19 protein-coding genes and 1 pseudogene are annotated in these 23,101 nt (G+C 69.9%); 12 read left to right on the top strand and 8 right to left on the bottom strand.

Going from position 1 to position 23,101, the window contains the following annotated elements; translation table 11 throughout:
* Positions 1 to 321: 321 nt before the first annotated feature.
* A complete protein-coding gene (locus ACF09C_RS33590) occupies positions 322 to 717 on the bottom strand; it encodes a hypothetical protein (RefSeq protein WP_392096969.1) in 396 nt (131 codons plus the stop codon).
* On the bottom strand, positions 714 to 1,802 hold the full coding sequence (locus tag ACF09C_RS33585) for a hypothetical protein (RefSeq protein WP_392096968.1): 1,089 nt from the start codon (positions 1,800 to 1,802) through the stop codon (positions 714 to 716). Before ACF09C_RS33585 ends, ACF09C_RS33590 begins: the two co-directional genes overlap by 4 nt.
* A gap of 487 nt (positions 1,803 to 2,289) precedes the next feature.
* Between ACF09C_RS33585 and ACF09C_RS33580 the strand changes: the two genes are divergently transcribed.
* Positions 2,290 to 3,714, top strand: a complete 1,425-nt coding sequence (locus ACF09C_RS33580; RefSeq protein WP_392096966.1) for a restriction endonuclease — start codon at positions 2,290 to 2,292, stop codon at positions 3,712 to 3,714.
* Between the two features lie 401 nt (positions 3,715 to 4,115).
* Here ACF09C_RS33580 and ACF09C_RS33575 read toward each other — a convergent pair.
* Positions 4,116 to 4,271 (bottom strand): annotated as a pseudogene (locus tag ACF09C_RS33575) (DUF255 domain-containing protein); the annotation flags it as partial.
* A 224-nt stretch (positions 4,272 to 4,495) separates the two neighbouring features.
* On the opposite strand from ACF09C_RS33575, the gene ACF09C_RS33570 reads away from it, so the two are divergent.
* From ACF09C_RS33570 to ACF09C_RS33545, 6 genes are all read left to right on the top strand, one after another.
* Complete coding sequence (locus ACF09C_RS33570) at positions 4,496 to 5,062, top strand: Uma2 family endonuclease (RefSeq protein ID WP_392096965.1); 567 nt, start codon at positions 4,496 to 4,498, stop codon at positions 5,060 to 5,062.
* 126 nt (positions 5,063 to 5,188) lie between these two features.
* Positions 5,189 to 5,320 (top strand): hypothetical protein, encoded by a 132-nt coding sequence (locus ACF09C_RS33565; RefSeq protein WP_392096964.1) that lies wholly within the window; start codon positions 5,189 to 5,191, stop codon positions 5,318 to 5,320.
* A gap of 95 nt (positions 5,321 to 5,415) precedes the next feature.
* Positions 5,416 to 6,159: an NUDIX domain-containing protein gene (locus ACF09C_RS33560; protein ID WP_392096998.1), complete on the top strand. Its 744-nt coding sequence runs from the start codon at positions 5,416 to 5,418 to the stop codon at positions 6,157 to 6,159.
* Positions 6,160 to 7,323, top strand: a complete 1,164-nt coding sequence (locus ACF09C_RS33555) for a purine phosphorylase (RefSeq protein WP_392096962.1) — start codon at positions 6,160 to 6,162, stop codon at positions 7,321 to 7,323. It abuts the gene before it with no gap.
* Positions 7,320 to 9,302: a hypothetical protein gene (locus ACF09C_RS33550; protein ID WP_392096961.1), complete on the top strand. Its 1,983-nt coding sequence runs from the start codon at positions 7,320 to 7,322 to the stop codon at positions 9,300 to 9,302. The genes ACF09C_RS33555 and ACF09C_RS33550 overlap by 4 nt, the downstream gene beginning before the upstream one ends.
* Before the next feature lie 26 nt (positions 9,303 to 9,328).
* Positions 9,329 to 9,862 carry a hypothetical protein gene (locus ACF09C_RS33545; RefSeq protein WP_392096959.1) on the top strand — a complete coding sequence of 178 codons (534 nt, stop codon included), beginning with the start codon at positions 9,329 to 9,331 and terminating at the stop codon, positions 9,860 to 9,862.
* Between the two features lie 183 nt (positions 9,863 to 10,045).
* Here ACF09C_RS33545 and ACF09C_RS33540 read toward each other — a convergent pair whose 3' ends face one another.
* Positions 10,046 to 10,438: a rodlin gene (locus ACF09C_RS33540; RefSeq protein ID WP_392096957.1), complete on the bottom strand. Its 393-nt coding sequence runs from the start codon at positions 10,436 to 10,438 to the stop codon at positions 10,046 to 10,048.
* A gap of 242 nt (positions 10,439 to 10,680) precedes the next feature.
* Between ACF09C_RS33540 and ACF09C_RS33535 the strand changes: the two genes are divergently transcribed.
* A complete protein-coding gene (locus tag ACF09C_RS33535; protein ID WP_392096956.1) occupies positions 10,681 to 13,890 on the top strand; it encodes a tetratricopeptide repeat protein in 3,210 nt (1,069 codons plus the stop codon).
* Between the two features lie 133 nt (positions 13,891 to 14,023).
* Here ACF09C_RS33535 and ACF09C_RS33530 read toward each other — a convergent pair whose 3' ends face one another.
* Positions 14,024 to 14,260 carry a hypothetical protein gene (locus ACF09C_RS33530; RefSeq protein ID WP_392096955.1) on the bottom strand — a complete coding sequence of 79 codons (237 nt, stop codon included), beginning with the start codon at positions 14,258 to 14,260 and terminating at the stop codon, positions 14,024 to 14,026.
* The gene (mca, locus tag ACF09C_RS33525) at positions 14,253 to 15,134 is read right to left on the bottom strand and encodes a mycothiol conjugate amidase Mca (RefSeq protein ID WP_392096953.1); all 882 of its coding nucleotides are present in this window, start codon (positions 15,132 to 15,134) and stop codon (positions 14,253 to 14,255) included. The genes ACF09C_RS33530 and mca overlap by 8 nt, the downstream gene beginning before the upstream one ends.
* A 95-nt stretch (positions 15,135 to 15,229) precedes the next feature.
* On the opposite strand from mca, the gene ACF09C_RS33520 reads away from it, so the two are divergent.
* The 4 genes from ACF09C_RS33520 to ACF09C_RS33505 all read left to right on the top strand — a co-directional run bounded on the left by ACF09C_RS33520 (position 15,230) and on the right by ACF09C_RS33505 (position 21,170).
* Positions 15,230 to 15,631 carry a DUF4307 domain-containing protein gene (locus ACF09C_RS33520; RefSeq protein ID WP_392096952.1) on the top strand — a complete coding sequence of 134 codons (402 nt, stop codon included), beginning with the start codon at positions 15,230 to 15,232 and terminating at the stop codon, positions 15,629 to 15,631.
* A gap of 190 nt (positions 15,632 to 15,821) precedes the next feature.
* Entirely contained in the window at positions 15,822 to 16,319 is a 498-nt protein-coding gene (gene greA / locus ACF09C_RS33515) for a transcription elongation factor GreA (protein WP_392096950.1), read from the top strand.
* Between the two features lie 165 nt (positions 16,320 to 16,484).
* Entirely contained in the window at positions 16,485 to 18,848 is a 2,364-nt protein-coding gene (locus ACF09C_RS33510; RefSeq protein ID WP_392096949.1) for a PQQ-binding-like beta-propeller repeat protein, read from the top strand.
* A 21-nt stretch (positions 18,849 to 18,869) separates the two neighbouring features.
* Complete coding sequence (locus tag ACF09C_RS33505; RefSeq protein ID WP_392096947.1) at positions 18,870 to 21,170, top strand: protein kinase; 2,301 nt, start codon at positions 18,870 to 18,872, stop codon at positions 21,168 to 21,170.
* 25 nt (positions 21,171 to 21,195) lie between these two features.
* On the opposite strand, the gene ACF09C_RS33500 is transcribed toward ACF09C_RS33505, so the two are convergent.
* Both ACF09C_RS33500 and ACF09C_RS33495 read right to left on the bottom strand, forming a co-directional pair.
* On the bottom strand, positions 21,196 to 22,041 hold the full coding sequence (locus tag ACF09C_RS33500; RefSeq protein WP_392096945.1) for an ABC transporter permease: 846 nt from the start codon (positions 22,039 to 22,041) through the stop codon (positions 21,196 to 21,198).
* Positions 22,038 to 23,069: an ATP-binding cassette domain-containing protein gene (locus tag ACF09C_RS33495; protein WP_392096944.1), complete on the bottom strand. Its 1,032-nt coding sequence runs from the start codon at positions 23,067 to 23,069 to the stop codon at positions 22,038 to 22,040. Before ACF09C_RS33495 ends, ACF09C_RS33500 begins: the two co-directional genes overlap by 4 nt.
* Positions 23,070 to 23,101 lie beyond the last annotated feature (32 nt).

Here is a 23,101-nt window from a genome sequence, read left to right as displayed (position 1 = left end):
CTCAAGCGGTACGTCGCCCGCGAGCTCTACCGACACATTCAGCCCCTGGCCGCGAGACAACTCCCTTCTGCGGCTTGACGAAACATAGGGGCTTCCACTCCTGCCAACAGCCGGCGCACCTTCGGCTGGGCACAGCGGCGGAGAACCGGGCGGAGTGGGTGGCTCGACGGCGCGACCCGGGTAGCCCCCTCGCGGACCTCCGCGGCCCCGCCGGACGCTCCCGCGCAATCGGCGCCGCCATCCGCGCCGGCCTGGTCTGCGGCAAGTCCGAAGCGGAGATCGCCGCACGGGTCGAAGCGGTGATCGCGGAAGGCCGTCCGCTCAGCCTCTGGTGACCACCGCGCCCGGCCAGCACACCGGCAAGGCGCTGTCGTACCCGTGCGTTACGGTCGGCGAGAAGGTGCAGAACGTGCCAGAGGAGTCCCCGTACCCGAAGCCCACCCCGACCACGTCGGCCTCCCGGCGCTCTACAGTGCCGAGGTCTCCGCCTTCCGCGGGCGGTGGGCACTGAACGTCATCACGCCGCGCCCCGAAGTCGTGGTCGGGCCGCTTGATCTCGGCCCCGCAGACACCCTCATCGCACCCCTGGCCGAAGACCCTGGCCGCTACCTGATCAACCTCGAAGGTCAGGATGTTCCGGTGCTGCCCCGGGAGACCGCGGTGCAGCAGATGGAAGCGCACGGCTTCGGTGGTTGCGGAGGAGGCGCGCGACGTCACGGGGTAGCTGGAAGGTCGCCGGCATGACCTTGCAGCATTAGCGCGCGCCTCTCCTGGGCGGGACCTCGGTGGCTTTCCAACAGTCCCACGATCTCCTCGAAGTCGACCGTGAACCGGATCTTCGACCAACACTGCTCGGTGTCCCGCCGACGGGCTCGTGCGAGCTTGAATATCTCACGCAGCACACCGTCTAGCTTGATGCCTTGGCGGCTCACGTTCCCGGTCTCCGGGTCTACGGCAGCGTCGTTCTGCCAATATCCTTCAGGATCAAAGAAGATCATTGGCGTAAAGGCGGACGCTTCTTCCTCGTAATAGTTTTCCTCGACGTCTTGGAAGATCTCACGGAGAGTTCCGCCCCCGCCCCTTGCGTAAATAATTCCCGTCTTCGACTTGGCCACCAGCGCTTCTTCCCGGATGCTGTTCTGGAAGTACTTGGCGTACGCGGTGGCGAATGGCGTGGTGGGCTCCTGCCCGTATTTCCACGTAGGGATGGCTAGGCTCTCACCATACGGTGCCGGGCACAGCTCCTTGGCCCGCAATGCGGCCTGAAGCCAGAGGTGCGCCTCTCTTAGATGCTCCCTTCGGTCGGGAAGGATGGAGCCAGCATCATCGAACAGACGGCCGATCAAATGTGGGAGAATTGGGACTTTTTGAATCTCATTCAATGCCTCATTCAAGCGGAAATCATCGGCATAGGCGAACATCGCCCCCAGATGTGCGGCCTCCATTGCACCAGGCCCACCGCCGGTGGCGATGAGGAAATTCTCCCTAGTGAGGTATCGCGCAAGGTCGACCACCAGAAGGTACGCTGATTCCGTTCGGGTTAGCTTGTGGCCGCCCATCACTCCTACGAGTGGTCGTGCCGTCGTTAGATGGTCCGCGAGGGCACCTGAAATTGCCGCGTCATGCGCAGCCTGCTGCTGGCGAATCTCGATCGATAGCGGCGCAGTGAATCCGTCCATGTAGAACCTGCGGAAGACGGAAAAGTCGTGAGTCTTCGTAAATCCAAGCTCGTCGTCGGGTAGGAAACCTTCGAGCAGCTCGCTCGCCGTGTAGAGGCGGTCTCGCGCTTCATATCCAGTCATCACAACCACCTGCCTCGTTCAACGAAGTGGGTCTGTTGGACTATCCGGCCCTGCGCCTTGGCATCCGCGGGGATTTACGCCCTCTTTGAATGCCAGCACGTGACGCGGCTCTCCAGATCGGACCTAGGAAATTACAACGCGGTCATGGAGACCTTCGGGGCGCAACGACTAGAGGGGACTCGAACCTCGCCTGCACTTCCAGCTTCCTTCACTCCGGCCTGCCCGCAACCGGAGGCCCCCCAGGCATCCCCCCAGGACTGACGCAAGGTCTGGGTGATCTTGTGGCGTCGCAAGTCAGCTGGGGTGTGCCTGGATACGCCGAAGCTCCCTTGGGGTGGGGTACGTCTCAAGTACCTTGCTGACAACGGGAGCTTCAGGGTTGCCTCCGCGCTGTGGACCGCTCCGTGCCGGCCCACCCGCTGAGTCGCCGCCTATAGGTACGACTAGTGCCTTCCGTGATCCTCGTTCGGTCCGCAAGGATGACGCGGTGGACTTGAACCTCACCCTGCGCCTTCGTGCCCTCCTCGCCACCTATAAGGGTCTGCGCGATGACTCCGGCCTGACACCCCAGAAGCGGGGGCAGGCGTTCAACACACTTATCGCCGACGTCCTCAAGGCGTGGGGACACAATGCCCGGCCCAGCGTGATCGGGGTAGGCGGCCGGGACGAGACGGACGTCTTCTTCACGATCGGCCACAACTACATCCTTGAAGCCAAGTGGGAAGCCGACCCCTTGAGCGCGGACCCTCTGACCAAGCTCTCTGAGCGGCTCTCCACCCGGCCGCCGGGTACCCGCGCCATCGTCCTGTCCGCCAGCGGGTTCAACTCGAACGCACTGGAGTGGATCAACCGCCACAACGAACTGCTCCTGATGGACCTCTCCCACATCGAGGCCGCCCTTTGCGGGCTGCTCGACCCAGAGGAGCTGCTGGACCGGCTCTACGGCGAGACAGCCGCTTCCGGTAACCGGCTGGTCCCCCTGGCCGACATCGTCGTCCCCCGGCACGCCGAACCGGACGTTCCCGCGCTTACGCGGGTAGCCGCCGCCCCGCCGCCTTGGCCGATCATCAAGACCAGTGCCGAAGGTGTGGACGCCAGCGTGGAGTTCACCGGAGTCTGGGAGTCCGATCAGTACCCGAGCGGAATCAGTGCCGCTCCCGCCAACCGGCTCCTGATCACGACCAACGCCGGCGTCGTCGAACTCCACACCACGACCGGCAAGACCAAGTGGGCCCTGGCTCTGCCCGGCACCGAAGACCGGGCCGTCCACAACATCGACGGCTCGGTGACCGTGCTGTGCCGCGGCGCGCTCGTACGCTGGCACCCCAAGACCCGCGACCTTCAGCTCGTGGCCGGCGGCTTCGGCGGCTACGCGACCCTGGAAGCCGGGCGGGACGGCACCCTGTGGGTCTACAACCAGGTCGGGGGACTAGCCAGCGGCTCGATCACCATCAGCCGCATCGGCGAACGGCCCGGCGACGAGACCCGCCACGACGTCCCGTTCCCCAACGGCATGCGGGCCGTCCACCTCACCGACGAGCGGCACTTCCTCAGCGGCAGCGGGCACAGCACCCCTGTCGACGTCAGCAAGAACCCGTCCGCCGACGAGGAGAACTGGATCGTCTCCGCCGTTCCCAACCCTCGCGCGGCTGCCAGTCCGGACGAGCACACCATCCTCGTGGCCAGCATCCGCAGCTCCCTCGACGGAAGCCTCCAGTACCTCGACCTCGGGAAGGCGCCGGCCTGGACTGAACTCCTGACCTTCACTGCGAACCGGGCCACCGACCTCACCGTGGAGCGCACCAGCGCCACTCGGGTTGAGGGCTGGCTACTGGCCGACGCCTCCGGCAACACGCAGAATCCCACCCCGGTCCTGGTCAAGCTCGCACTACCGACCGCAAGCCCGAGCTGACCGAGCAGCCGACTGGTCACCCTCAGTGCCAGCTACCGGCTCGTCCTGCACCGGCGGCGGCCGTGGACACAAGTGCCGTGGGGGGGGGGGGGGGGGGGCCCCCCCCCCCCCCCCCCGGGGCCCGGCCGGCCGCGCCCCCCCCCCCCCCCCCCCCCGCCACTTCCTCATGGGCCGCAGTCCGCGGCTCCGCGCTCCTGCTCCCCAGCGGCGGCAGCGGGCGCGCTGTCCTCCAAACGCTGGCGGATGCTGGCGTACCTCTCGGGCCCCCACTCGGGCGAGGCGGCGAGTTCGGCCTCCACCCAAGCGTCGATGCTTGTGTTCAGTTCCTCATCGTACGTACTCACGCGACTACCCCCTGGCAACACCCCAGGTCAGGACTACCTGGTTGTCTAAGTACATTGGCACCAGTGGCACGCGGAGTAACCGACTGACAGCAGCACGGGCACATCGCGCCGCTTGGCTTCCTCGAACGCCTCGGGTCCCCACGGCCACCAGTCGACCGGGTTGTCAGCGTGCTGAAGCAGATAAGGCGAGGTCATACCAGCCAACCGGTTCATACGGCCCAGCCTCTCACAGCACCTCGCGCGACCGACGAAACCCTCACGAGCCCGGCCCGCCCGGCCGAATTGCACCCGCGGGCCATCGCGTGGGCAGCGCCCTGTCCTCCGGGTCGGCCTCGAACCCTTCCCGACGTTCCCAGCCCGGGCGGCCCGCCACCTCGGAACAGTAGGCTGAGCGCAGCAGCGCCGGACCTGCCGAGGCTCCTCGAAGGAGGTACCCCATGACCGCCGAGATGGTGGCGCCCGCGTGGATGCACGCGCAGATCAGCGCGGAGCAGTACGACTCCTGGTCCGAGGAGCAGTGCGCCGGCATCGAGATCGTGGACGGGATGGTCGTCGTGAGCCCGAGCGCCTCGAAGCGGCACAACCGGCTGGCCCGCATCCTCGCCAATGCCCTGGACGCCGCTGCGGGCCCGGACTGGAATGCAGACACGGACTTCGATGTCCGCCTGCAGGACGTTCCGCTCACCAACCGCCGTCCGGACGTCATCGTCTACCGGACGGAAACCATCGACCTCACGCCCACCCGACCCGAGCACGTGCTCCTGGTCGTCGAGGTCGTGTCGCCCGGTTCGGAGACAACTGACCGGATCGTGAAGGTGGACCAGTACGCCAAGGCCGGCATCCCCTTCTACTGGCGGGTCGAACAGGCAGCCACCGGTGTCCCGATCGTCTATACGTACGTCCTCGACCCCGCCACCAAGACGTACCGGGACGGCGAGATGTTCACCGGCACGGTGAAGGCCACCGTGCCTTTCTCCGTCACGGTCGATCTTGGGGTCGTGTGAGGGCGGTAAGCCTCCCCTCTTTCGCCAGCTGACCGGTTGTGTCCGGAGAGTCGTTGCCGACGGGCCGATCGGAAATCTCCTCGCCGGCGGGCCGGATGTACCGCCTCCGGACGCCCATGCCGGCTCGTGAGCGAGCTGTCAGCCCTGCCCGCCCAGGAGCTGATCGAGGTCACCTTGACGGTGGATCACGCCAGCCGCGGACTGAGGAACCGCGACATTGCAGGCATGCGCGAGCTGACGTCCTCGACCACCAGCTGACCATCCATGCGCACACGACCATGAGGTCAAGCGGTTGCCGATCCCGATATCCCACTTCTTGTGCAAGTGACAGTAACTGAAGTACCTTGCAGGACATGCAAGATGACGCATGGTCACCACCTTCTGTCCTACTGACGGTCGATCTCGTGATCCTGACGCTGCGCGACAGTCGTCTGCACGTCCTCCTGGTCGAGCGGGGCGAAGCCCCCTTCCGGGGCATGCTCGCGCTGCCCGGAGGATTCCTGAGTCACGACGGTGAGGAGATCCTGGATGCCGCTCACCGCGAACTGAGCGAGGAAACGGCCCTGGCCTCCGGTTGGGTACACCTTGAACAGCTGGCCGTGTACGGAAGCTCGGGCCGCGACCCGCGGGGCCGCGTCGTCTCCGTCGCTCACCTGGCCATCACACCGGGGCTGCCCGACCCGGTCGCGGGGACGGATGCCACCGATGCCGCATGGGTTCCCGCAGAAGCCGTCCTGGCCGGCGAGGTGACCCTCGCCTTCGACCACCGTCGAATCGCCGCGGACGGGATCGAACGCGCACGCACCAAGATCGAATTCTCGGCGCTGGCCACCGCGTTCTGCGGGGAGAGCTTCACCATCGCAGAGCTGCAGCAGGTGTACGAGGCCGTCTGGGGCACCGCACTCGACACCCGCAATTTCTACCGGAAGGTCCAAGCCGCGAAGGGATTCATCGTCCCCGCCGGCACGGACCGCAGGACCACGGGAGGACGGCCCGCCCGGCTGTACCGGGCCGGCCCGAGAACCGTGCTGTTCCCACCGCTGATCCGACCCGCGCCATCCGCGACGGAAGAGAACACGAGAGGGGAAGAGGAGTAGATGCCGAACGGCCCGGTGGTGATTCTCACCGCCCTCAATCTCGAATTCCAGTCTGTGCGCCAGAGGCTGGCGGATCTTCAGGTGCATCGCCATGAGCGCGGTACACGGTTCGAGGTGGGAACCGCGCGGGGGACATCCTGCCGCGTCGCGCTCGGCCTGACGAACAAGGGGAACCATTCCGCCGCGGTGATCGCGGAACGGGCGATCCAGGAGTTCTCGCCGGTGGCCGTGCTGTTCGTCGGGGTCGCCGGCGCCCTGTGGGACGCCACCGGACTGGGTGACGTGGTGATGGCGTCACATGTGTACGCCTATCACGGCGGGACCAGCGAGGACGACGGGCTCAAGGCCCGTCCCCGGGTGTGGGAAGCGCCGCACGGCATCAGCCAGCTCGCCTCCCACGTGGCCCGGTTGAACGACTGGGCAGACCCCACACCCGGTCACGAGGACGGACCGCAGGTACGTTTCGGGGCGATCGCCGCAGGCGAGATCGTCCAGAACTCGAGGATCTCCGCCGAGGCGAAGTGGATCCGACAGCACTACAACGACGCGCTCGCCATCGAGATGGAGGCGGCCGGTGTGGCCCAGGCCGGCCATCTCAGCGGAGCGCCGGTGGCCATCGTCCGCGGGATCAGCGACCGGGCGGACGGCACGAAGAACAGTTCGGAGGACCGCAACTGGCAGCCGCGGGCCGCGGCGAACGCGGCGGCGTTCGCCCTCCGGTTGGCGGTGGAGTTAGTGGGCGAGCAAGAGGAGACCACAATGCCGCAGGACGACAGAACCCGTTCGGCGGACCGGTTCGACCGGCGCGTCAGCAACATCGCCCACAACAGCACCGTCGGCATCATGGCTGGGTCGGTCACGGGCAGCAGCGTCCACATGAACGCGGCCCCGAAGGCATCCGGCCCGACGGACCTGATCGCGGAACTGAACGGCTTCCGCGATCAGCTGAGGTGGCACCTCGCCGAGGGCGCCCTTGACGAGGACAGCTACCAGGAGGCCCTGACCGACCTGGACTCCGCCCTCCAGTCAGCCGAGGGGCGCACCCCGGAATCGTCGAAGCGGACGGTCATGACGCTCAGGAGGCTGCGCGGACTGGTTGCAGAGTGCCCTGAGCTGGTGTCCGCGTTGGCTCCCGTGGTTGCGGCGGCGGGTGACCTGGTATGAGCCCCGACGACAGCGCCCGGTACAGCTCGGCCGCGTACAACTCCACCATCGGAATCCAGGCCGAGACCGTACACGACTCCACCATCTACTTCGTCCACCCGGACGCCTCGCCGCAAGAGAAGTACCGAGTCGGCTTACAGCTCCTGGAGGACGGTGTCCCCAGCCGAGCCCGCGAAATGATCACTGATGCGATCGCCCACGGGTACGACGGCACGGAGGTTCGTTTCCACTGGGTGCTCGCCATGCTCAGCGGACGCTCCCACCACGACCTGACGACCGAAGAGGTCGAACGGCTGCGCTACGCCTCCAGGCTCGTGCGGACCTACGCCGAGGACGAGTGGAAGGAAGCCCTGCGCGTCACCTTCGACCTGTTGGCGGTACTCAGCACCACCGGCAGCGAGACCGGCCCCGTGCTGAAGCAACTGCAGGACCTGCCGCTCCGCCAGCACGACGCGATCCTCCGCCACCTCGACGTCATACTCACCGGAGGGCTGAAGGACGACCTGTGGGCGGAGACCCTCGGACGTGCCCGGGCAGAGCGCTTCGACAATGACCGGGCCCGGCGAGTCTGGGCCTACTTCGCGCCCACCCCCATCGGCGCGCGGGCCGTTCAGCCCCGCCCGAGCACCGCTGCCGCCGCCAAGGCGGCCTTCCCCCTCCGGGCGGTCCTGTTCGTCATCAGCAGTGCGCTCCTCGGGGCCCTGGCACTGATCACGGATCCGGCCTGGGCGATCATCGAGTTACCAGTGGCACTCGGCGCGGGCCTGACCGCAGCCCGCTTCGGCGTCCGGTGGTGGGGCCGGGAGCCCAGCCCAGGCCTCACGGCCGGGGCCCGCGTCCCTCTTCCCCGAGATCCCGCATCCACCGAGGACGGGTTCACCAAGCGCGTCCGTCATTCGTTCGATCACTATTTCAGCGTTCGCAGGCCCCACGGGTTCACCTCGGACGCCTGGCTCGACCACACCGTTCATGTCCGCAGCAGCCTGGCCGCCGAGATCGCGGACCTCTACAGGGAGAGCCGAATCGGTGTGGAGCGGGTCGACTGGCTGATCCGGTACCTCGCCGAGGACGCCCGAAATCGACACAACAACGGCACCCTGTTCGATCAGCACCGCCAGGACCAGACTCCTGGCAGGACCAAGGCCCTGGCCGTGGCGGCCCTCGCCGTTCTCGGCGTCGCGACTCTGGCCACGTTCGGCACGGCGGTATCGGGCGCTGCCCAGCCACAGACGCTGTGGGCTTTGCTGACCCTGCTCGGCGCGGCCTGGTCCGGGAACGCAGCCGCTTCCCTGTGGCTGGAGGTCCAGCGAGAAGAGCGCCGGCTGGCCCGGGAGACTCGGGAGTACCGCGAACAGCTGACCGCACGGCAGATCGCACACCAGCGCTGGCAGTCGCTCCTGGATGAGTTGCGCCCCAGCGAACGCGAGATGGAGACCTGGCTCACCTGCGACAAGACGTCATTCGTCGATGAGGCACTCCAGCACCACCGGCTCACCTGGCGCGACCTGATCACCCACACCATCCTGGTGGCCCCGGGCCCTGCCTACAAACGTGGCCGGGTCCGAGGCGGCCCATGGCGGTACTCGCACTACGTGTTCCGCCTGTTCCTGTTCACCCAGGACGGCATCCGCGAGATCAGCTCCGAGTTCAACTTCTCCGACGGAACGCGCAGCAACGAGCAGCGGAGCAACTACCGGTTCGACGCGCTGACCTCCGTGCAGGTGACGGAGAACCTCGACGTCGGTTACGACCTGGAGCTCTTCCTCACCAACGGACCGGCCAGGAAGATCCGCGTCAAGGACGCCGACGCCCATCAACTGGCGCCGACCGAGAACTCCCAGGAAATCGCCGAGATCAACCTCAGTGCGGCCGGTTCCACCCACACCTTCCGCCTCCTGGAGGGGATAGCGGCGGACGGGAAGAGCTGGATCGAACGGCACGGCCCCGACAGCCTGGCGCCCTTCCAGATCGCCGGCTGATCCTGAACTCGAGCATAGGGGTGCCTGTGACCTCCACGGATGACATCACCGAGGGCAAGATCCTGTTAGCCGAGTACGAGCGCCTCAAGGAGGAGCAGAAGACCCGCATAGGGTTCCGCGACAACCTGCTCTACTTCACGCTCGCCGCAGCCACTGGGGTCGTGGCGATCACCGCCCAGAGCGGACAGTCCCGACTGCTGCTTTCCGTCCCCGCGATCTGTCTGATCCTGGGCTGGACCTACCTGGTCAACGACGAGAAGATCTCGGCGATCGGCTGCTACGTCCGCGACCGTCTGGGACCGCGCCTGGGGGAACTCACCTCCGCCCACGGCGCCGTGTTCGGCTGGGAGATCTACCACCGCAATGTTGCGGGCCGGACCGTGCGCAAGCGGCTTCAGACCGCGGTGGACCTGTTCACATACCTGGTCCTGCCCCTGGTCTGCACGACCGCGTTCTGGTGCTCTCCCGTCGTTCAGCCCCTGCTCATGCTCGCTTCTCTCGGGCAGACGCTCGCCCTGGCCGTACTGGGCTGGCATTTCCTGCGTCGTACGGAGCGGTAGCACCAGTCCCGGCCAGGGGCCGGTCTGTTCGGCATGTTCCCGTCCTCGCGCACGTGCCGAGGGACCGTTCGTACGCCGCGGGTGGTGGCGCGCGAAACGGGGCAGTGATAGGAGACGCGAAGCGGCCCCGTTCCTCGCAGGTCGAATGCGAGGAACGGGGCCGCCTCAACGGAGCGGTCGGACTCAGCCGCCGACGTTCCCGTTCTGGGAGAGGACCTCGCCCAGGATGTGCGACAGGGCGTTGTCGCCGTTCTGCTGCACCGCGTTCTGGTTGCAGGTCTGGTTCGACATCGGGTTGCCGAGGACGTCCTGGACGGCGACCGGGACGGCGATGACGCCGACCGGGACCTGCGCCTGGATCTTCTGGATGTCGAAGCAGTGCAGGACGCCGCCGTTGACGAGACCGAAGTTCGGGCTCATGTAGCCGCCGGTCGAGTTCGAACCGATCGACTGCTTCGACGTGTTGCCGATGATGTTGGCGCTGCCGCCGTCGTTGCCGGCCGCGGCCGCGGCGGTCGCCGTCACACCGACGACCGAAGCCGCAACTGCCGCCGTAGCGAGAACCTTCTTGATCACGAGTCTTCCTTCTTGAGCTCGAGGGCCCTGGAACGCTCCGTTAGCCGAAGCACGCTGATCAACTGCGCGAAAATGGATTGGTTCCGGGGGGTCACTCGGACGCGGTATTCGGCTGATGAACGCCATCGGACGCCGTGTCGAGGGCCACGCGTTCGGTACCCGGGGCGGCCCGCTCCCTCGCGCCGACGCGCGTCACGCAGGACACTTGGGCCGGAAGCGGAAGCTCTCGGAGGGGGACGCACATGCGGGACAGCCACCGGGCCGACGCCGAGCGGCTGTTGGCACGCGCCGTGGAGGAGGAGGTGCGGCGCTCCGGGGGCCGCTCCGACGCCACGGCCCTGCTGGCGCGCGGCCGGGCCGCGCTGGACACCATGGCGGCGAGTGCGGGCGAGGAGTACGCGGCCTATCTGCGGGCCCTGGAGGAGACGGAGGCCGGGCAGCGGTCCCTGGGGGATCGATTCAGCAGAGCGGCGATGGGAACACCCGCGCTGGTCACCGCCGTCGCGGCGGTCGCCGCCTGCGGCGCGGACCTGGCGCTCGGCACGGCGACCGGGACGGCGCTGGGCGCCGGGGCCGTGGTCGCGGTGGCGGGCGCGGCGGCGACCGTCCTGAAGGTGACCGCCGGGCACTGGCCGGCCGCCCACCGAAGAGCGGGCGCGCTCGGCCAGCCGGGCGGAGCCGAGCAGCTGCGGTTGCAGTGGCTGACGGCGCTCGACGTACGGGGGGTGCGGCCGTTCCTCGACCAGCAGCGGGTGCTCGTCGCGACGGCCCAGCAGCCGGCCCAGAAGGTGGTGTCCCAGCTGCGGGGTGGAGACCGCAGCGCGGCGGCACGGCGGCGTACCGTCCTGGAGCAGTCCTTCGGCCATCTGCCGGACCCGGGCGGCCCGTTCACGGGGCGGCGGGCCGAGCTGGCGCAGATCACGCAGTGGGTGCAGGCCGGCCGGGCCTCGACCCGGACGCGGCCGACGGTGGTGATGCTGCACGGGGAGCAGGGCGCGGGCCGTACGACGCTGGCGGTACGGGCGGCGCACGCGCTGCGGGACCAGTTCCGCGGGGCGTGCGTGGTGGACCTGCGGGGCGGGACGCGCGGCGAGAAGCCGCTGTCGACCCGCGAGGCGCTGCTGCACCTGCTGAACCGGCTCGGTGCGCCGCGCGAGCAGCTGCTGTTCCGCGAGCGGTCGTCGGCGGAGCAACAGGTGCGCAGGCTGGGCGAGCTGTACCACCAGCATGTGACCGGGCTGCCGGTGACGGTGATCCTGGACGACGCGGTGGAGGCGGAGCAGGTCCGGGTGCTGCTGCCGGAGCGCTCGGACAGTCTGGTCCTGGTCACCTGCCGGGAGCCGCTGGACCTGGGGGCGGACGTGCCGGCGACGGTGCACGCGCTGCCGGTGGCGGCGCTCGACGCGGCGGGCGCGGAGGAGCTGCTGCGGGAGGCGGCCCAGGCGCCGGATCCGGGGCCGTACGACGCCGAGGCCCTGGCGGAGGTGCGGAAGCTGTGCGGCGGGCTGCCGCTGGCGTTGCGGGTCGCCGGTTCCTCTCTGGGCCGGCGGTCGATGGGCGAGCTGGCGCGGCTGCTGGAAGACCGCGTGAGCGGGGATCCCGTCGAACTGTCGCTGTCCGTACGGTACTTCACCGACCTGGACGAGGACGGGCGGCGGCTGTTGCGACGGCTCGCGCTCGCCGGGCGGGCCTCGCTGGGCGCGGCCGCGGCCGGGGCGCTGCTCGGCGCGAGCGGGCAGGAGGGTGCGCGGCTGCTCGCGGAGCTGGCCAGGGCGGGGCTCCTGGACCATGTGCGCGGGCAGCGGTACCGGCTGCACGACGCGGTGCGCGGGTTCGCGGCGGCCCGGCTGGCGGACGAGGAGGACGCGGCGTCGACCGCTGCGGCGCAGGAGCGGCTGATCCGGAGCTACGCGGAGCTCGCGGACGCGGTGATCCGGATGGTCGACGGCAAGATGTCGACCCGCGCGAACCGCTTCGACGGGCACGGCTTCGGTTCGCTGGACGCGGCGCTGCGCTGGCTGGACGACGAGTCGAGCTTCATCACCGCCGCGCTGCGGCACGCCGAGGGCGTCGACCAGCAGGCCGTGCTCAACCTGCTCGGCGCGCTCTGCGACTACTGCCTGCTGCGCGGCGACCTGTACCGGCTCGGCGAGATCAACGAGCTGACGGACGCGGTCGGGCAGGGACTGCTGTCGCGTTCGGTGCAGTGGCGGACCGGGATCGCCGCCCGGCAGCTCGGCGAGCTCGACAAGGCGCGCACCACGCTGACGTCGGTGGTCTCGCTCTACCAGGAGGCGGCCCAGGACGCGGGGGCGGCGCTCGCGCTCTGCTCGCTCGGGATCACGCTGCACCACCAGGGCAATCTCGCGGAGGCCTCGGCGAAGCTGCGGGAGGCGCTGGTGCTCCAGGAGCCGGCCTCGCTCGCGGCCGACCGGGGCTGGACGATGCACGCGCTGGCGGCGGTCGAGCGGGACCGGGCGAACCTGGCGGAGGCGCTGACGCTGCTGCGCGGCGCCCTGGAGCTGCACCGGGAGAACGAGTCCCTGCACGGCGAGGCGTGGGCCCACTTCCAGCTGGGCCAGGTCTGTCTGCGGATGGGCGACGTGGAGCGGGCCGACGCCGAGCTGGGCAGGGCGCTGGATCTGTACGGGCGGACCCGTGACGGGCGCGGCGAGGCGTGGGCGCTGACCCAGCTGGCCCGGGCCCGGCTCGTCGAGGGCGAGGTGGCGCCCGCGGTCGACGGGCTGCGGCAGGCGCTGGCCCGCCACCGCGAGCAGGAGGACGCCCGGGGCGAGGCCTGGACGCTGTACTACCTGGGGCACGCCCTGGAGGAGCGCGGGGACCTGAACCAGGCGGTACGGGAGCTGGAGCGGGCGCGCACGATGTTCTCCCGGATGCGGGACGTGTACGGGCTCGCGTGCGCCCGGCACCACTCGGGGCGGGTCACGCGCGACCAGCGGGCGGCCCAGACCGGCAACCTGCGGAACTCCGGCTTCGCCCGGCAGCTCCTGGTGGACGCGCGGGCGGACTTCCACCGCATCGGCGTGGCCCACGGCGAGGGGTGGACGTGCCTGGAGCTGGCGATCGTGGACGCCGGGAACGGCAAGACCGCGCAGGCCCTGGAGCTGTGCGGGGAGGCGGAGCGGCTGTTCCTGTCGTACGGGGACCGGCGGGGCGCCGACTGGGCCCGCTTCCTGCGCTGCACGCTGCTGCCGTACGCCTCGCCGGGCGGGGTGGAGGTGGGCACGGCGGTGGCTCAGGAGGAGCTCGCGGTGCTGATCCAGGACCGGCACGCGACCCGGGACGGCAAGGTCGAGGACTGCGCGGAGGCGTACGCGGTGGTCCTGGAGCGGGGCGTGCAGCTGGAGGCGGGCTGGCAGGCCTGGCAACTGGGCATGGTCCCCAACCGGCACGCGCGCGAGGTGATGGGGGTGCCGGTGGCGGTGGGCTAGGGAGGGTCCGGAAGGTATGGCCGTCCGCCCGGCAGGGCGTCGCGGGCCAGGCCGGATCTCCGGACGCGACCCGGCGAGGGTTCGCCGAGGTGCGGGCTCCCGCTCGGGGAGCCCGCACCGGAAGGCCGGGGGCCTACTCCTGGGCGGTGGCCTTGCCCGTGGCGGGGGCCGCCTTCGGGTCCGGGGCCTCCTCGAAGGAGACCTTGCCCATGTGGCGGTTCATCGACTTCATCAGCATCCAGACGGCGAGGGCCATCACGGCGAAGACGACGAAGCCGAGGACGCCGGGGGTCACCTTGTTCTTGTCCAGCTCTTCGGCGGCGAAGGGGACAAGCTGGGTCAGTGCCAGGTGTGCGCTCATGTCAGGCATTGTCGCGGATGCCCGCGAAGAGGTCGTCCTCGGGGAGGGAGGTCGGCACCAGCGACTTGCTGAGCTCGTACTCCTCCGTCGGCCAGACCTCCTTCTGGATCTCCATCGGCACCCGGAACCAGCCACCGTCCGGGTCGATCTGCGTACGGTGCGCGATCAGGGCCTTGTCGCGGATCTCGAAGAACTCCGCGCACGGCACGTGCGTGGTGAGGATCCGCTCCGTGCGCTCGAACTCGTCCCAGCGCTTCAGCCAGTCGCCGTACGGGGACTCCATGCCCCGGTCGAGCAGCGCCTGGTGCAGGGCCATCGTGCGCGGCTTGTTGAAGCCCTGGTTGTAGTACACCTTCTGCGGCTGGTACGCCGGGCCGAACTCGGCCTCCGGGTACTTCTCGGTGTCGGCCGCGCCGTCGAAGGCCACCATCGTGATCTTGTGGGTCATGATGTGGTCGGGGTGCGGGTACCCGCCGTTCTCGTCGTAGGTCGTGACGACCTGCGGACGGAAGGAACGGATCTTGCGGACCAGGGCCCCGGCCGCCGTGTCGACGTCCTCCAGGGCGAAACAGCCCTCGGGGAGCGGGGGCAGCGGGTCGCCCTCCGGCAGGCCGGAGTCGACGAAGCCCAGCCACTCCTGCTGGACGCCGAGGATCTCGCGGGCCTCGTCCATCTCCTTGCGGCGGACCTCGTGGATGTTCGCCTCGATGTAGGCGTCACCCTGGAGCTTGGGGTTGAGGATGGAGCCGCGCTCGCCGCCCGTGCACGTGACCACGAGCACGTCCACCCCCTCGGACACGTACTTGGCCATCGTCGCCGCGCCCTTGCTCGACTCGTCGTCGGGGTGGGCGTGAACGGCCATCAGTCGCAGCTGCTCAGTCAAGGCTCGATCCTCTGTGATGTGGCATGGAGGGGGGTCTCTATAGTGACGGAACCGGGGGGCGGAAAATTCCCACCCCCGCGGCGAGAGGAACGATCATGAGCGCGGTGCGAGAGCAGCTGCCCGAGGGGCGCTACGGGCGTTCCGCGGACGCGCGCGCCGACCGCAAGCTCAGGATCGCCGGCGCCGTGCTCGGCGTGCTGTTCCTCGGGCTGATGGGCTGGTTCGGCTGGTATTACGTGGTCGACAGCAAGATCAGCGCGGAAATGATCAAATTCGACGTGGTGAGCGACACCGAGGTGCAGGTGCACCTGGAGGTGCGCAAGGACGCCGACGCCAAGGGCGTCTGCACGCTGCGCTCGCGCTCCGAGGACGGGGCCGAGGTCGGCAGGAAGGACGTCCGCGTCGACGAGGCGGGCAGTCGGATCGACAGCCTCGTGACCGTCCGTACGACCGCGCGGGCGACCAGCGCCGAGCTCATCGGGTGTAGCGCGAGGTAGCCGTGGGTAGGGACCGGGTGGCGCGCCGAACCCCGGTTTACGCGCTGACCAGGGGTGACGCCATCTTAATGGTTTTTGTCCTCCCCCTTTTCGCCACTAATTGTTAGGCTCGTGGTTTCGCCCACCCAGGGAGGACGATCCTTCCGGGTAGGGCGATGCTTTGTATTCCCAGTACCTACGAGGAGCACCTGTGACCCAGACCAGCGACAACGTCACCTGGCTCACCCAGGAGGCGTACAACCAGCTCAAGGCCGAGCTGGAGTACCTGTCTGGTCCCGCGCGAACCGAGATCGCCGCCAAGATCGCCGCGGCGCGCGAGGAGGGCGACCTGCGCGAGAACGGCGGGTACCACGCGGCCAAGGAGGAGCAGGGCAAGCAGGAGCTCCGGGTCCGCCAGCTGACCCAGCTCCTGGAGCACGCCCAGGTCGGCGAGTCTCCCTCCGAGGAGGGCGTGGTCGCGCCGGGCATGGTCGTCACGATCGCCTTCGACGGCGACGAGGACGACACGATGACCTTCCTGCTGGCCTCCCGCGAGTACGCGAGCAGCGACATCGAGACGTACTCGCCGCAGTCGCCGCTCGGCGTGGGCGTCAACGGCAAGAAGGCCGGCGAGGACGCCGAGTACGAGCTGCCGAACGGCAAGAAGGCCGCGGTGAAGATCCTCAGCGCCAAGCCGTACACCGGCTGAGCCACGGCTGATCGACGTCTGTATCGACGGCTGTATCGACGGCTGTATCGACGGCTGATCCCACATTCTGGATCAAGGGCCGGACCCCGCGGGGGTCCGGCCCTTCGCTCTGCATGCACATGTAATGATGCGGGCTGACGTCGCGTCACACGGGGGAGAACAGACGTGCTGGGACCGCTGCGCGAGGGCGCGCCACGCCGGATCGGACCGTACGAGTTGCTGGCACGGCTCGGAGCCGGCGGCATGGGCGAGGTGTTCCTGGGGCGCGGGGACGAGGACGGCACGTTCGTCGCCGTGAAGACCGTGCGGCGGGACGTCGCGAGCGAGCCCGCCTTCCGGGACCGCTTCCGCCGCGAGATCCGGGTCGCGGGGCTCGTCAGCAGCGCGTACGCCGCCGCCCCGGAGGGCGGGGACGCGGACGCCGAGGTGCCCTGGCTGGCCACCGCGTACGTCCCGGGCCCGAGCCTGTCGCAGGCCGTGCGGCGGGGTGGCGCGCTGCCGGTGGCGACGGTACGGGAGCTGGGCGCCGGGATCGCCCGCGCGCTCGTCGACCTGCACGCCGCCGGGGTCCTGCACCGCGACCTCAAGCCCGGCAACGTCATGCTGTCCGTGGACGGCCCGCGCCTGATCGACTTCGGCATCGCCCGCAGCTCGGGCGCCACGACGATGACCGCGACCGGGATGATGGTCGGCACCCCCGCCTTCATGTCGCCCGAGCACGTGGCGGGCGCGCGCCATGTCACGGGGGCCTCGGACGTCTTCTGCCTGGGCTCGCTGCTCTGCTACGCGGCGACCGGCGAGGACCCCTTCGGCGACGGCCCGCTGGCGGCCGTCCTGTACCGCGTCTCCCAGGCGGAGGCGGACCTGAGCCGCGTGCCGGAGGAGCTCCGGGACGTGATCGGCGCCTGCCTGCGCCCCGCCCCGGCGGACCGGCCGACCCCGGCCGACCTCGTGGCCCTGCTGGGCGGCGAGCGACGGCCGGCGTGGCCGGAGAGCGTACGGGAGCACATCGGCGAGTACGGGCGGGAGCTCGCGCAGCTGGTCGCGTCGGGCGGTCCGCTGGTGGAGGTACCGGCGGCGCCGGCCGCCGTTCCGGCTTCGGTGCCGGGCATGGACCAGTTGCCGACGATGGGGGCGGTGGCGCCGGCGACCCCCTTGCCCGTGCCGCCCCGCAAGCGGCGGCGGGCGCTGATCGCGGCGGTGGTCGCGCTGGCGCTCGTGGGCGGCGGGGTCGGGACGTATCTGCTGTGGCCCGAGAACGAGAAGAAGCCGACGCCGCCGACGGCGGCTCCGCCCGCCGGGCCCGTCATCCCCGGCGTGGACTTCAAGGGCCTGGCGGACTCCTCCGGGATCGTGCCGCAGAACGCGGCGCAGCGGCCGAAGGGGTGGAAGCCGTGGACGGCGAAGCTCTCCAGCCCCGCGCTGGGCTGCGCGGCTGGCACGACGGCGCTCGTCTGCCGGATGACCACGGGCGGGTACGAGGCCTTGGACACGGCCACCGGGAAGACGCTGTGGTCCGCCGATCTCGGTGGCGGGAAGGACGGCCGGAGCACGATCAGTCCCAGCGGCGGACTGTTCATCGCCGACAGCGCGACCCGGCCGACCGTCCACGGCGACGCGGTCGTCCTCTCCGCAGCCCGCAAGCTCCAGGTGCGTGACGCCCAGACCGGGAAGGTCCGCTGGGAGAAGGACGTCCTGGGCGGCACGGACGACGCCACCCGGCCGGTCGTCGGCGACGGCGTCGTCTTCGCCTCGCCGCGCACGACCGGAGGGCAGGGCGCCGGCATGACCGCGTACTCCCTCGCCGACGGCTCGGAACTGTGGACCAAGGCCCTCACGAACGCGGCCCTCTCCAGGGTCGAGGAGAAGCCGTTCCAGCCTGTGGCCTTCGCGCGGGGACTGGTGTACGCGCTCAGCGACGGCGGGCTCGTCGCGTACGACGCGAAGACCGGCGAGACGCGCGGCCAGGTCGACAATGACGCCGAGAACTGCTGGTCGATGATGGTCGTGGGGGCGAGCGCGTACTGCGCCGACGCCCCGACTCGACAGAACGGCAGGTTGCACGTCCTCGACGCCGCCACGCTCGAATCCAAGGGGAGCCTGGCCGCTCCCGCCGAGAAGCTCCGCCCGGACGTGGTCACCCCCACCTCCGTCGTGGTTTTCGACGGCGGTCTGAAGGTGCACGACCTGCGGGACGGCAAGACGCTCGGGACGTACGAGGCGAAGGCCGCCCCCGAGGGCCTGCAGCAGGCCTGGTCCACCCCGCTGATCGCCGGCGACCAGGTCGTCTACGCCGACTTCGACGCGCTCTACACCGTGCGTCTCGGTAAGGACGGCGCGCCGGGCGAGCTGCGGACCACGGCGCTGCCGGGGGCACCCGGTCCGCGCGTCCCGGAGAACGATTTCGACCTCGACTGGGGCCACACCATCTCCAAGCAGGTCCGGCCGCCCCAGGTCCTGCCCATCGGCGGGGTCGCCCACGTCGTCTTCGACAAGGGCGTGGTCTCCTCCGTCGCACTTCCCAAGTGACGTACTGAAAGGACGTGTTCGGTGCTGGAAGCACTGCCCGCCGGGCAGCCGCCGCGCCTCGTCGGTCCCTACCGGCTGCTCGCCCGGCTCGGGGCGGGCGGCATGGGCGAGGTCCATCTGGCGTGCCGGGCGGACGCGCCGACGGCGGATCCGTACCGGATGGTCGCCGTGAAGACCGTACGGGAGGACCTGGAGGTCGACGGGGACTTCCGGACCCGGTTCCGGCGGGAGATCACGGCGGCGCGAGCGGTGAGCAGTCCGTACGCGGCCGTGCTCCTCGACGCCGACGCGGACTGCGCCTCGCCCTGGCTGGCGACCGAGTACGTGCCCGGGCCCTCGCTCGCCGAGGCCGTCGTACGGTCCGGGGCGCTGCCCGTCGCGGCGGTACGGGCACTGGGTGCGGCGCTCGCACGGGCGCTCGACGCGGTGCATGGGGCGTCCGTGCTGCACCGGGACCTGAAGCCGGCGAACGTCCTGCTGGGCGCCTCGGGGCCGAAGCTGATCGACTTCGGTATCGCGCAGGCCTTCGAGGCGACGGCGCTCACGTCGACGGGGCTCGTGGTGGGCTCGCCGGGGTTCATGTCGCCGGAGCATCTGGTCGGGAGCCGGGCGGTCGTGCCCGCGTCGGACGTGTTCTGTCTGGGCGCGGTGCTCGCGTTCGCAGCGAGCGGGCGCGGTCCGTTCCACGACGAGGAGATGGCGTCGGTCATCTTCCGGATCAGCCGGGCGGATGCCGAACTCTCCGGCGTACCGGAGGAGTTGCTGCCGGTGGTGGAGCGCTGTCTGCGGCTCGACCCGGCGGAGCGGCCTTCGGCGGCCGAGCTGGTGGAGCTGCTCGGCGCGGAGGTGCCGACGGCGTTCCCGTGGCCGGGCGGTGTCCTTTCGCTGCTCGCAGAGTACGGGGACTCGGCGCGGCGGATCGGCGAGGCGGCGGCGTCCGGTGCGGGCGTGGCCGACCTGCCGACGATCGGCCCCCAGGTGCCGTACTCCCCGACGGCGATGACGGCCCGTCCCGACACGGCGCCGGTCGGAGCGAGGCGGCGTCGGCCGTGGGCGGCTGTCACGGCGGGTGCGGTAGCGGTGGCCTTAGTGGCGACGGTGGGTGTGGTGCTGCTCAACGGCCAAGACCAGGAGGGCGCTTCGGGCGGATCGGGCGGATCGACTGCGGCACCGACCTCCACCGCGACCTCCACGCCCACGGGCGGGAACAAGCCCCGCACGCTCGACCATGTCATCCAGCCCTACGGCGGCGAGGGCCACCTCAACGACTACGGCAAGGACGGCGCGGACCGCACCGCCCGGCCGGCCGGCTGGTCGCCGTGGTCGGTGAAGGCGGACCACGCCGTGGGGCCGTGTGCCCTCTCCCCCGAGGTCCTGGTCTGCTCCGGTGAGGGTGGCGCGGTCGTCGCGCTCAAGGCGGCCGACGGCTCGAAGCTGTGGTCGCGGCCGGGCAGCGGCGAGCTGCCGCGCCCGCCGGCACAGCATCCGGCGGTCTTCGGGGACCGGGTGTACGTCACGGGGCCTGACGGCATGACCGAGTACGGCCTGAAGGACGGCGAGGAGCTGCGCCGGACTCCCGTGCCCGAGGGCGACTGGGCGGTGAAGGGCACCGACGCCTTGGACGGGGTGCTCTACACCTCGTACCTGAATCTGGCGGACGAGACGTCCGGCCTGGTCACGGCGGTGAAGCTGGGTGAGGGCGGCAAGGAGCTGTGGCGCACTCCGCTGACGTCGATCCCGGAGGGGCCGGTCGCCGCGGGCGGGCGGGTGTACGTGCCCGCTGGTGGGATGCCAGTCGCGCTGGACGCCCGTACCAGCGAGGAGACCGCGCGGGCCGCGGGCGCGAAGGGGTGCTACTCCCTGGTCGTCCACAAGGAGTCCGTGCTCTGCCAGGCCGGGGACGGCGGCGGGATCGCCGTCTTCGACGGGTCGACGCTGAAGCACGTGCGGACCTTCGCCCGCGGCATCCAGGGCTGGGGCGGCTTCGCGGTGAATGCGCAGGGGGTGGTGGCGGTCAACGACCGGGTGACCTTCCATCTGTACGACCTGGCGACCGGGAAGGAGCGTTGGAGCGGCATCAAGAACGGGAACGCGGAGTTGCTGTCGTTCGCCGGTGACCGGCTCCTGGCGACAAGTGGGACGGAGGTCAAGTCGATGCCGCCGTCCGCCCCTGGGGCGTCGGACGACCGAGGCAACTCCGTCAGTTTCGAGACGACGGAGGGCGGCTCCGTCGGCCAGGGCGCCAACAGCGTTCTGGCCGCCGGAGGGGCGCTCTTCGTCACCACCTTCGACGGCCAGATCGTGTCGGGCTACGCGCCCTGATTCAGACCTTCAGACCTTCAGGCCATCAGGCCGTCGCCGAGCGGTACTTCCGTACCGACAGCGTCCGGAACACCACGATGATCAGCACCGACCAGAGGATCGAGGCCCACACCGGGTGCTGCATCGGCCAGGCGTCCGAGGTCGAGACGCCGGGGTTGCCGAAGAGGACGCGGCAGGCCTGGACGGTCGCGCTGAACGGGTTCCATTCGGCGATGGGCTGCAGCCAGGACGCCATCTGGCTGGAGTCGACGAACGCGATCGAGATGAACGTGACGGGGAAGAGCCAGATCAGGCCGCCCGAGGTCGCCGCCTCCGGGGTTCGGACCGAGAGGCCGATCAGGGCGCCGATCCAGGAGAAGGCGTAGCCGAGGAGGAGCAGCAGGGCGAACGCGCCCAGCGCCTTCGGGACGCCCTCGTGGATGCGCCAGCCGACAAGGAGGGCGACGATGGCGAGGACGACGACAGTGAGGGCGGTCTGCACCAGGTCGGCCAGGGTGCGGCCGGTGAGGACCGCGCCGCGGGCCATCGGCAGGGAGCGGAAGCGGTCGATGAGGCCCTTGTGCATGTCGTCGGCGATGCCCGCGCCCGCGCCGGCCGTGGCGAAGGTGACGGTCTGGGCGAAGATGCCCGCCATCAGGAACTCGCGGTAGACCGCCGGGGAGTTCGTGCCTCCGATGGTCATGGAACCGCCGAAGACGTAGCTGAACAGCACCACGAACATGATCGGCTGGATGAGCCCGAAGATGATCATCTCGGGGATGCGGGACATCCGGATCAGGTTGCGCTTGGCGACGACCAGCGAGTCGCCGATGGACTGGGCGATACCGCCGCGCGGCTTCGGGGCCGCGACGGCGTCGGTCACTGCGGTCACTTCGCCGCCTCCTTCCGGCCGTGGCCCCGGCCCTTGGCGTCCTGCGGCGCTCCGCCGTTCTCCTCTTCCTCCCGCTCGGCCGCGTGGCCGGTCAGCGAGATGAAGACGTCGTCGAGGGTGGGTCGGCGCAGACCGATGTCGTCGATCTCGACGCCGACGGTGTCCAGGTCGCGGATGACCTCGGCGAGCAGCTTGGCGCCGCCGGCGACCGGGACCGTGAGCTTGCGCGTGTGGTTCTCGACGGAGACCTCGCCGTGGCCGATGCCGGCCACGCCGTAGCGCGCGAGGACGTCACGGGCCGGGGAGATCATCTCCGGCTCGTGGACGACGACCTCGACCCGCTCGCCGCCCGTCTGGGCCTTGAGCTCGTCCGAGGTGCCGCGGGCGATGACCTTGCCGTGGTCGATGACGCAGATGTCGTGGGCCAGGTGGTCGGCCTCTTCCAGGTACTGCGTGGTCAGGAGCAGGGTCGTACCGCCCGCGACGAGCTCCTGGATGACCTCCCAGAGCGCCTGCCGGTTTCGTGGGTCGAGGCCGGTCGTCGGCTCGTCCATGAACATCACGGGCGGCGAGACCACGAGTGCGGCGGCGAGGTCGAGGCGGCGGCGCATGCCGCCGGAGTACGTCTTGGCGGTGCGGTCGGCCGCGTCGGCGAGGTTGAAGCGTTCGAGCAGTTCGGCCGCCCTGGCCTTCGCCCGCTTGGCGTTCAGCTGGTAGAGCTGCCCGACCATCTGGAGGTTCTCGCGCCCCGTCAGGTACTCGTCGACGGCGGCGAACTGGCCGGACAGGCCGATCGAGCGCCGGACTTCGTTGGGGTGCTTGAGGACGTCGATTCCGGCGACGAGGGCCTTTCCGCTGTCCGGTTGCAGTAGCGTCGTCAGCACGCGCACCGCGGTCGTCTTCCCCGCGCCGTTCGGGCCGAGCAGGCCCAGGACCGTGCCCTCGGGTACGTCGAGGTCCACGCCGTCCAGAGCTCGTACGTCGCCGAAGGTCTTCACCAGACCCTCGGCGTAGATCGCGCCTGGCATGTGGGTTCTCCCAGGGATTTGGGCGTTTTCCA

Origin of the sequence: Streptomyces sp. NPDC014870 (assembly GCF_043081505.1) — a bacterium.
In the GTDB taxonomy this organism is placed as follows: Bacteria; Actinomycetota; Actinomycetes; order Streptomycetales; family Streptomycetaceae; genus Streptomyces.
The sequence above is the reverse complement of the archived record's forward strand: the minus strand, read 5'-3'. Positions and strand labels throughout refer to the sequence as shown.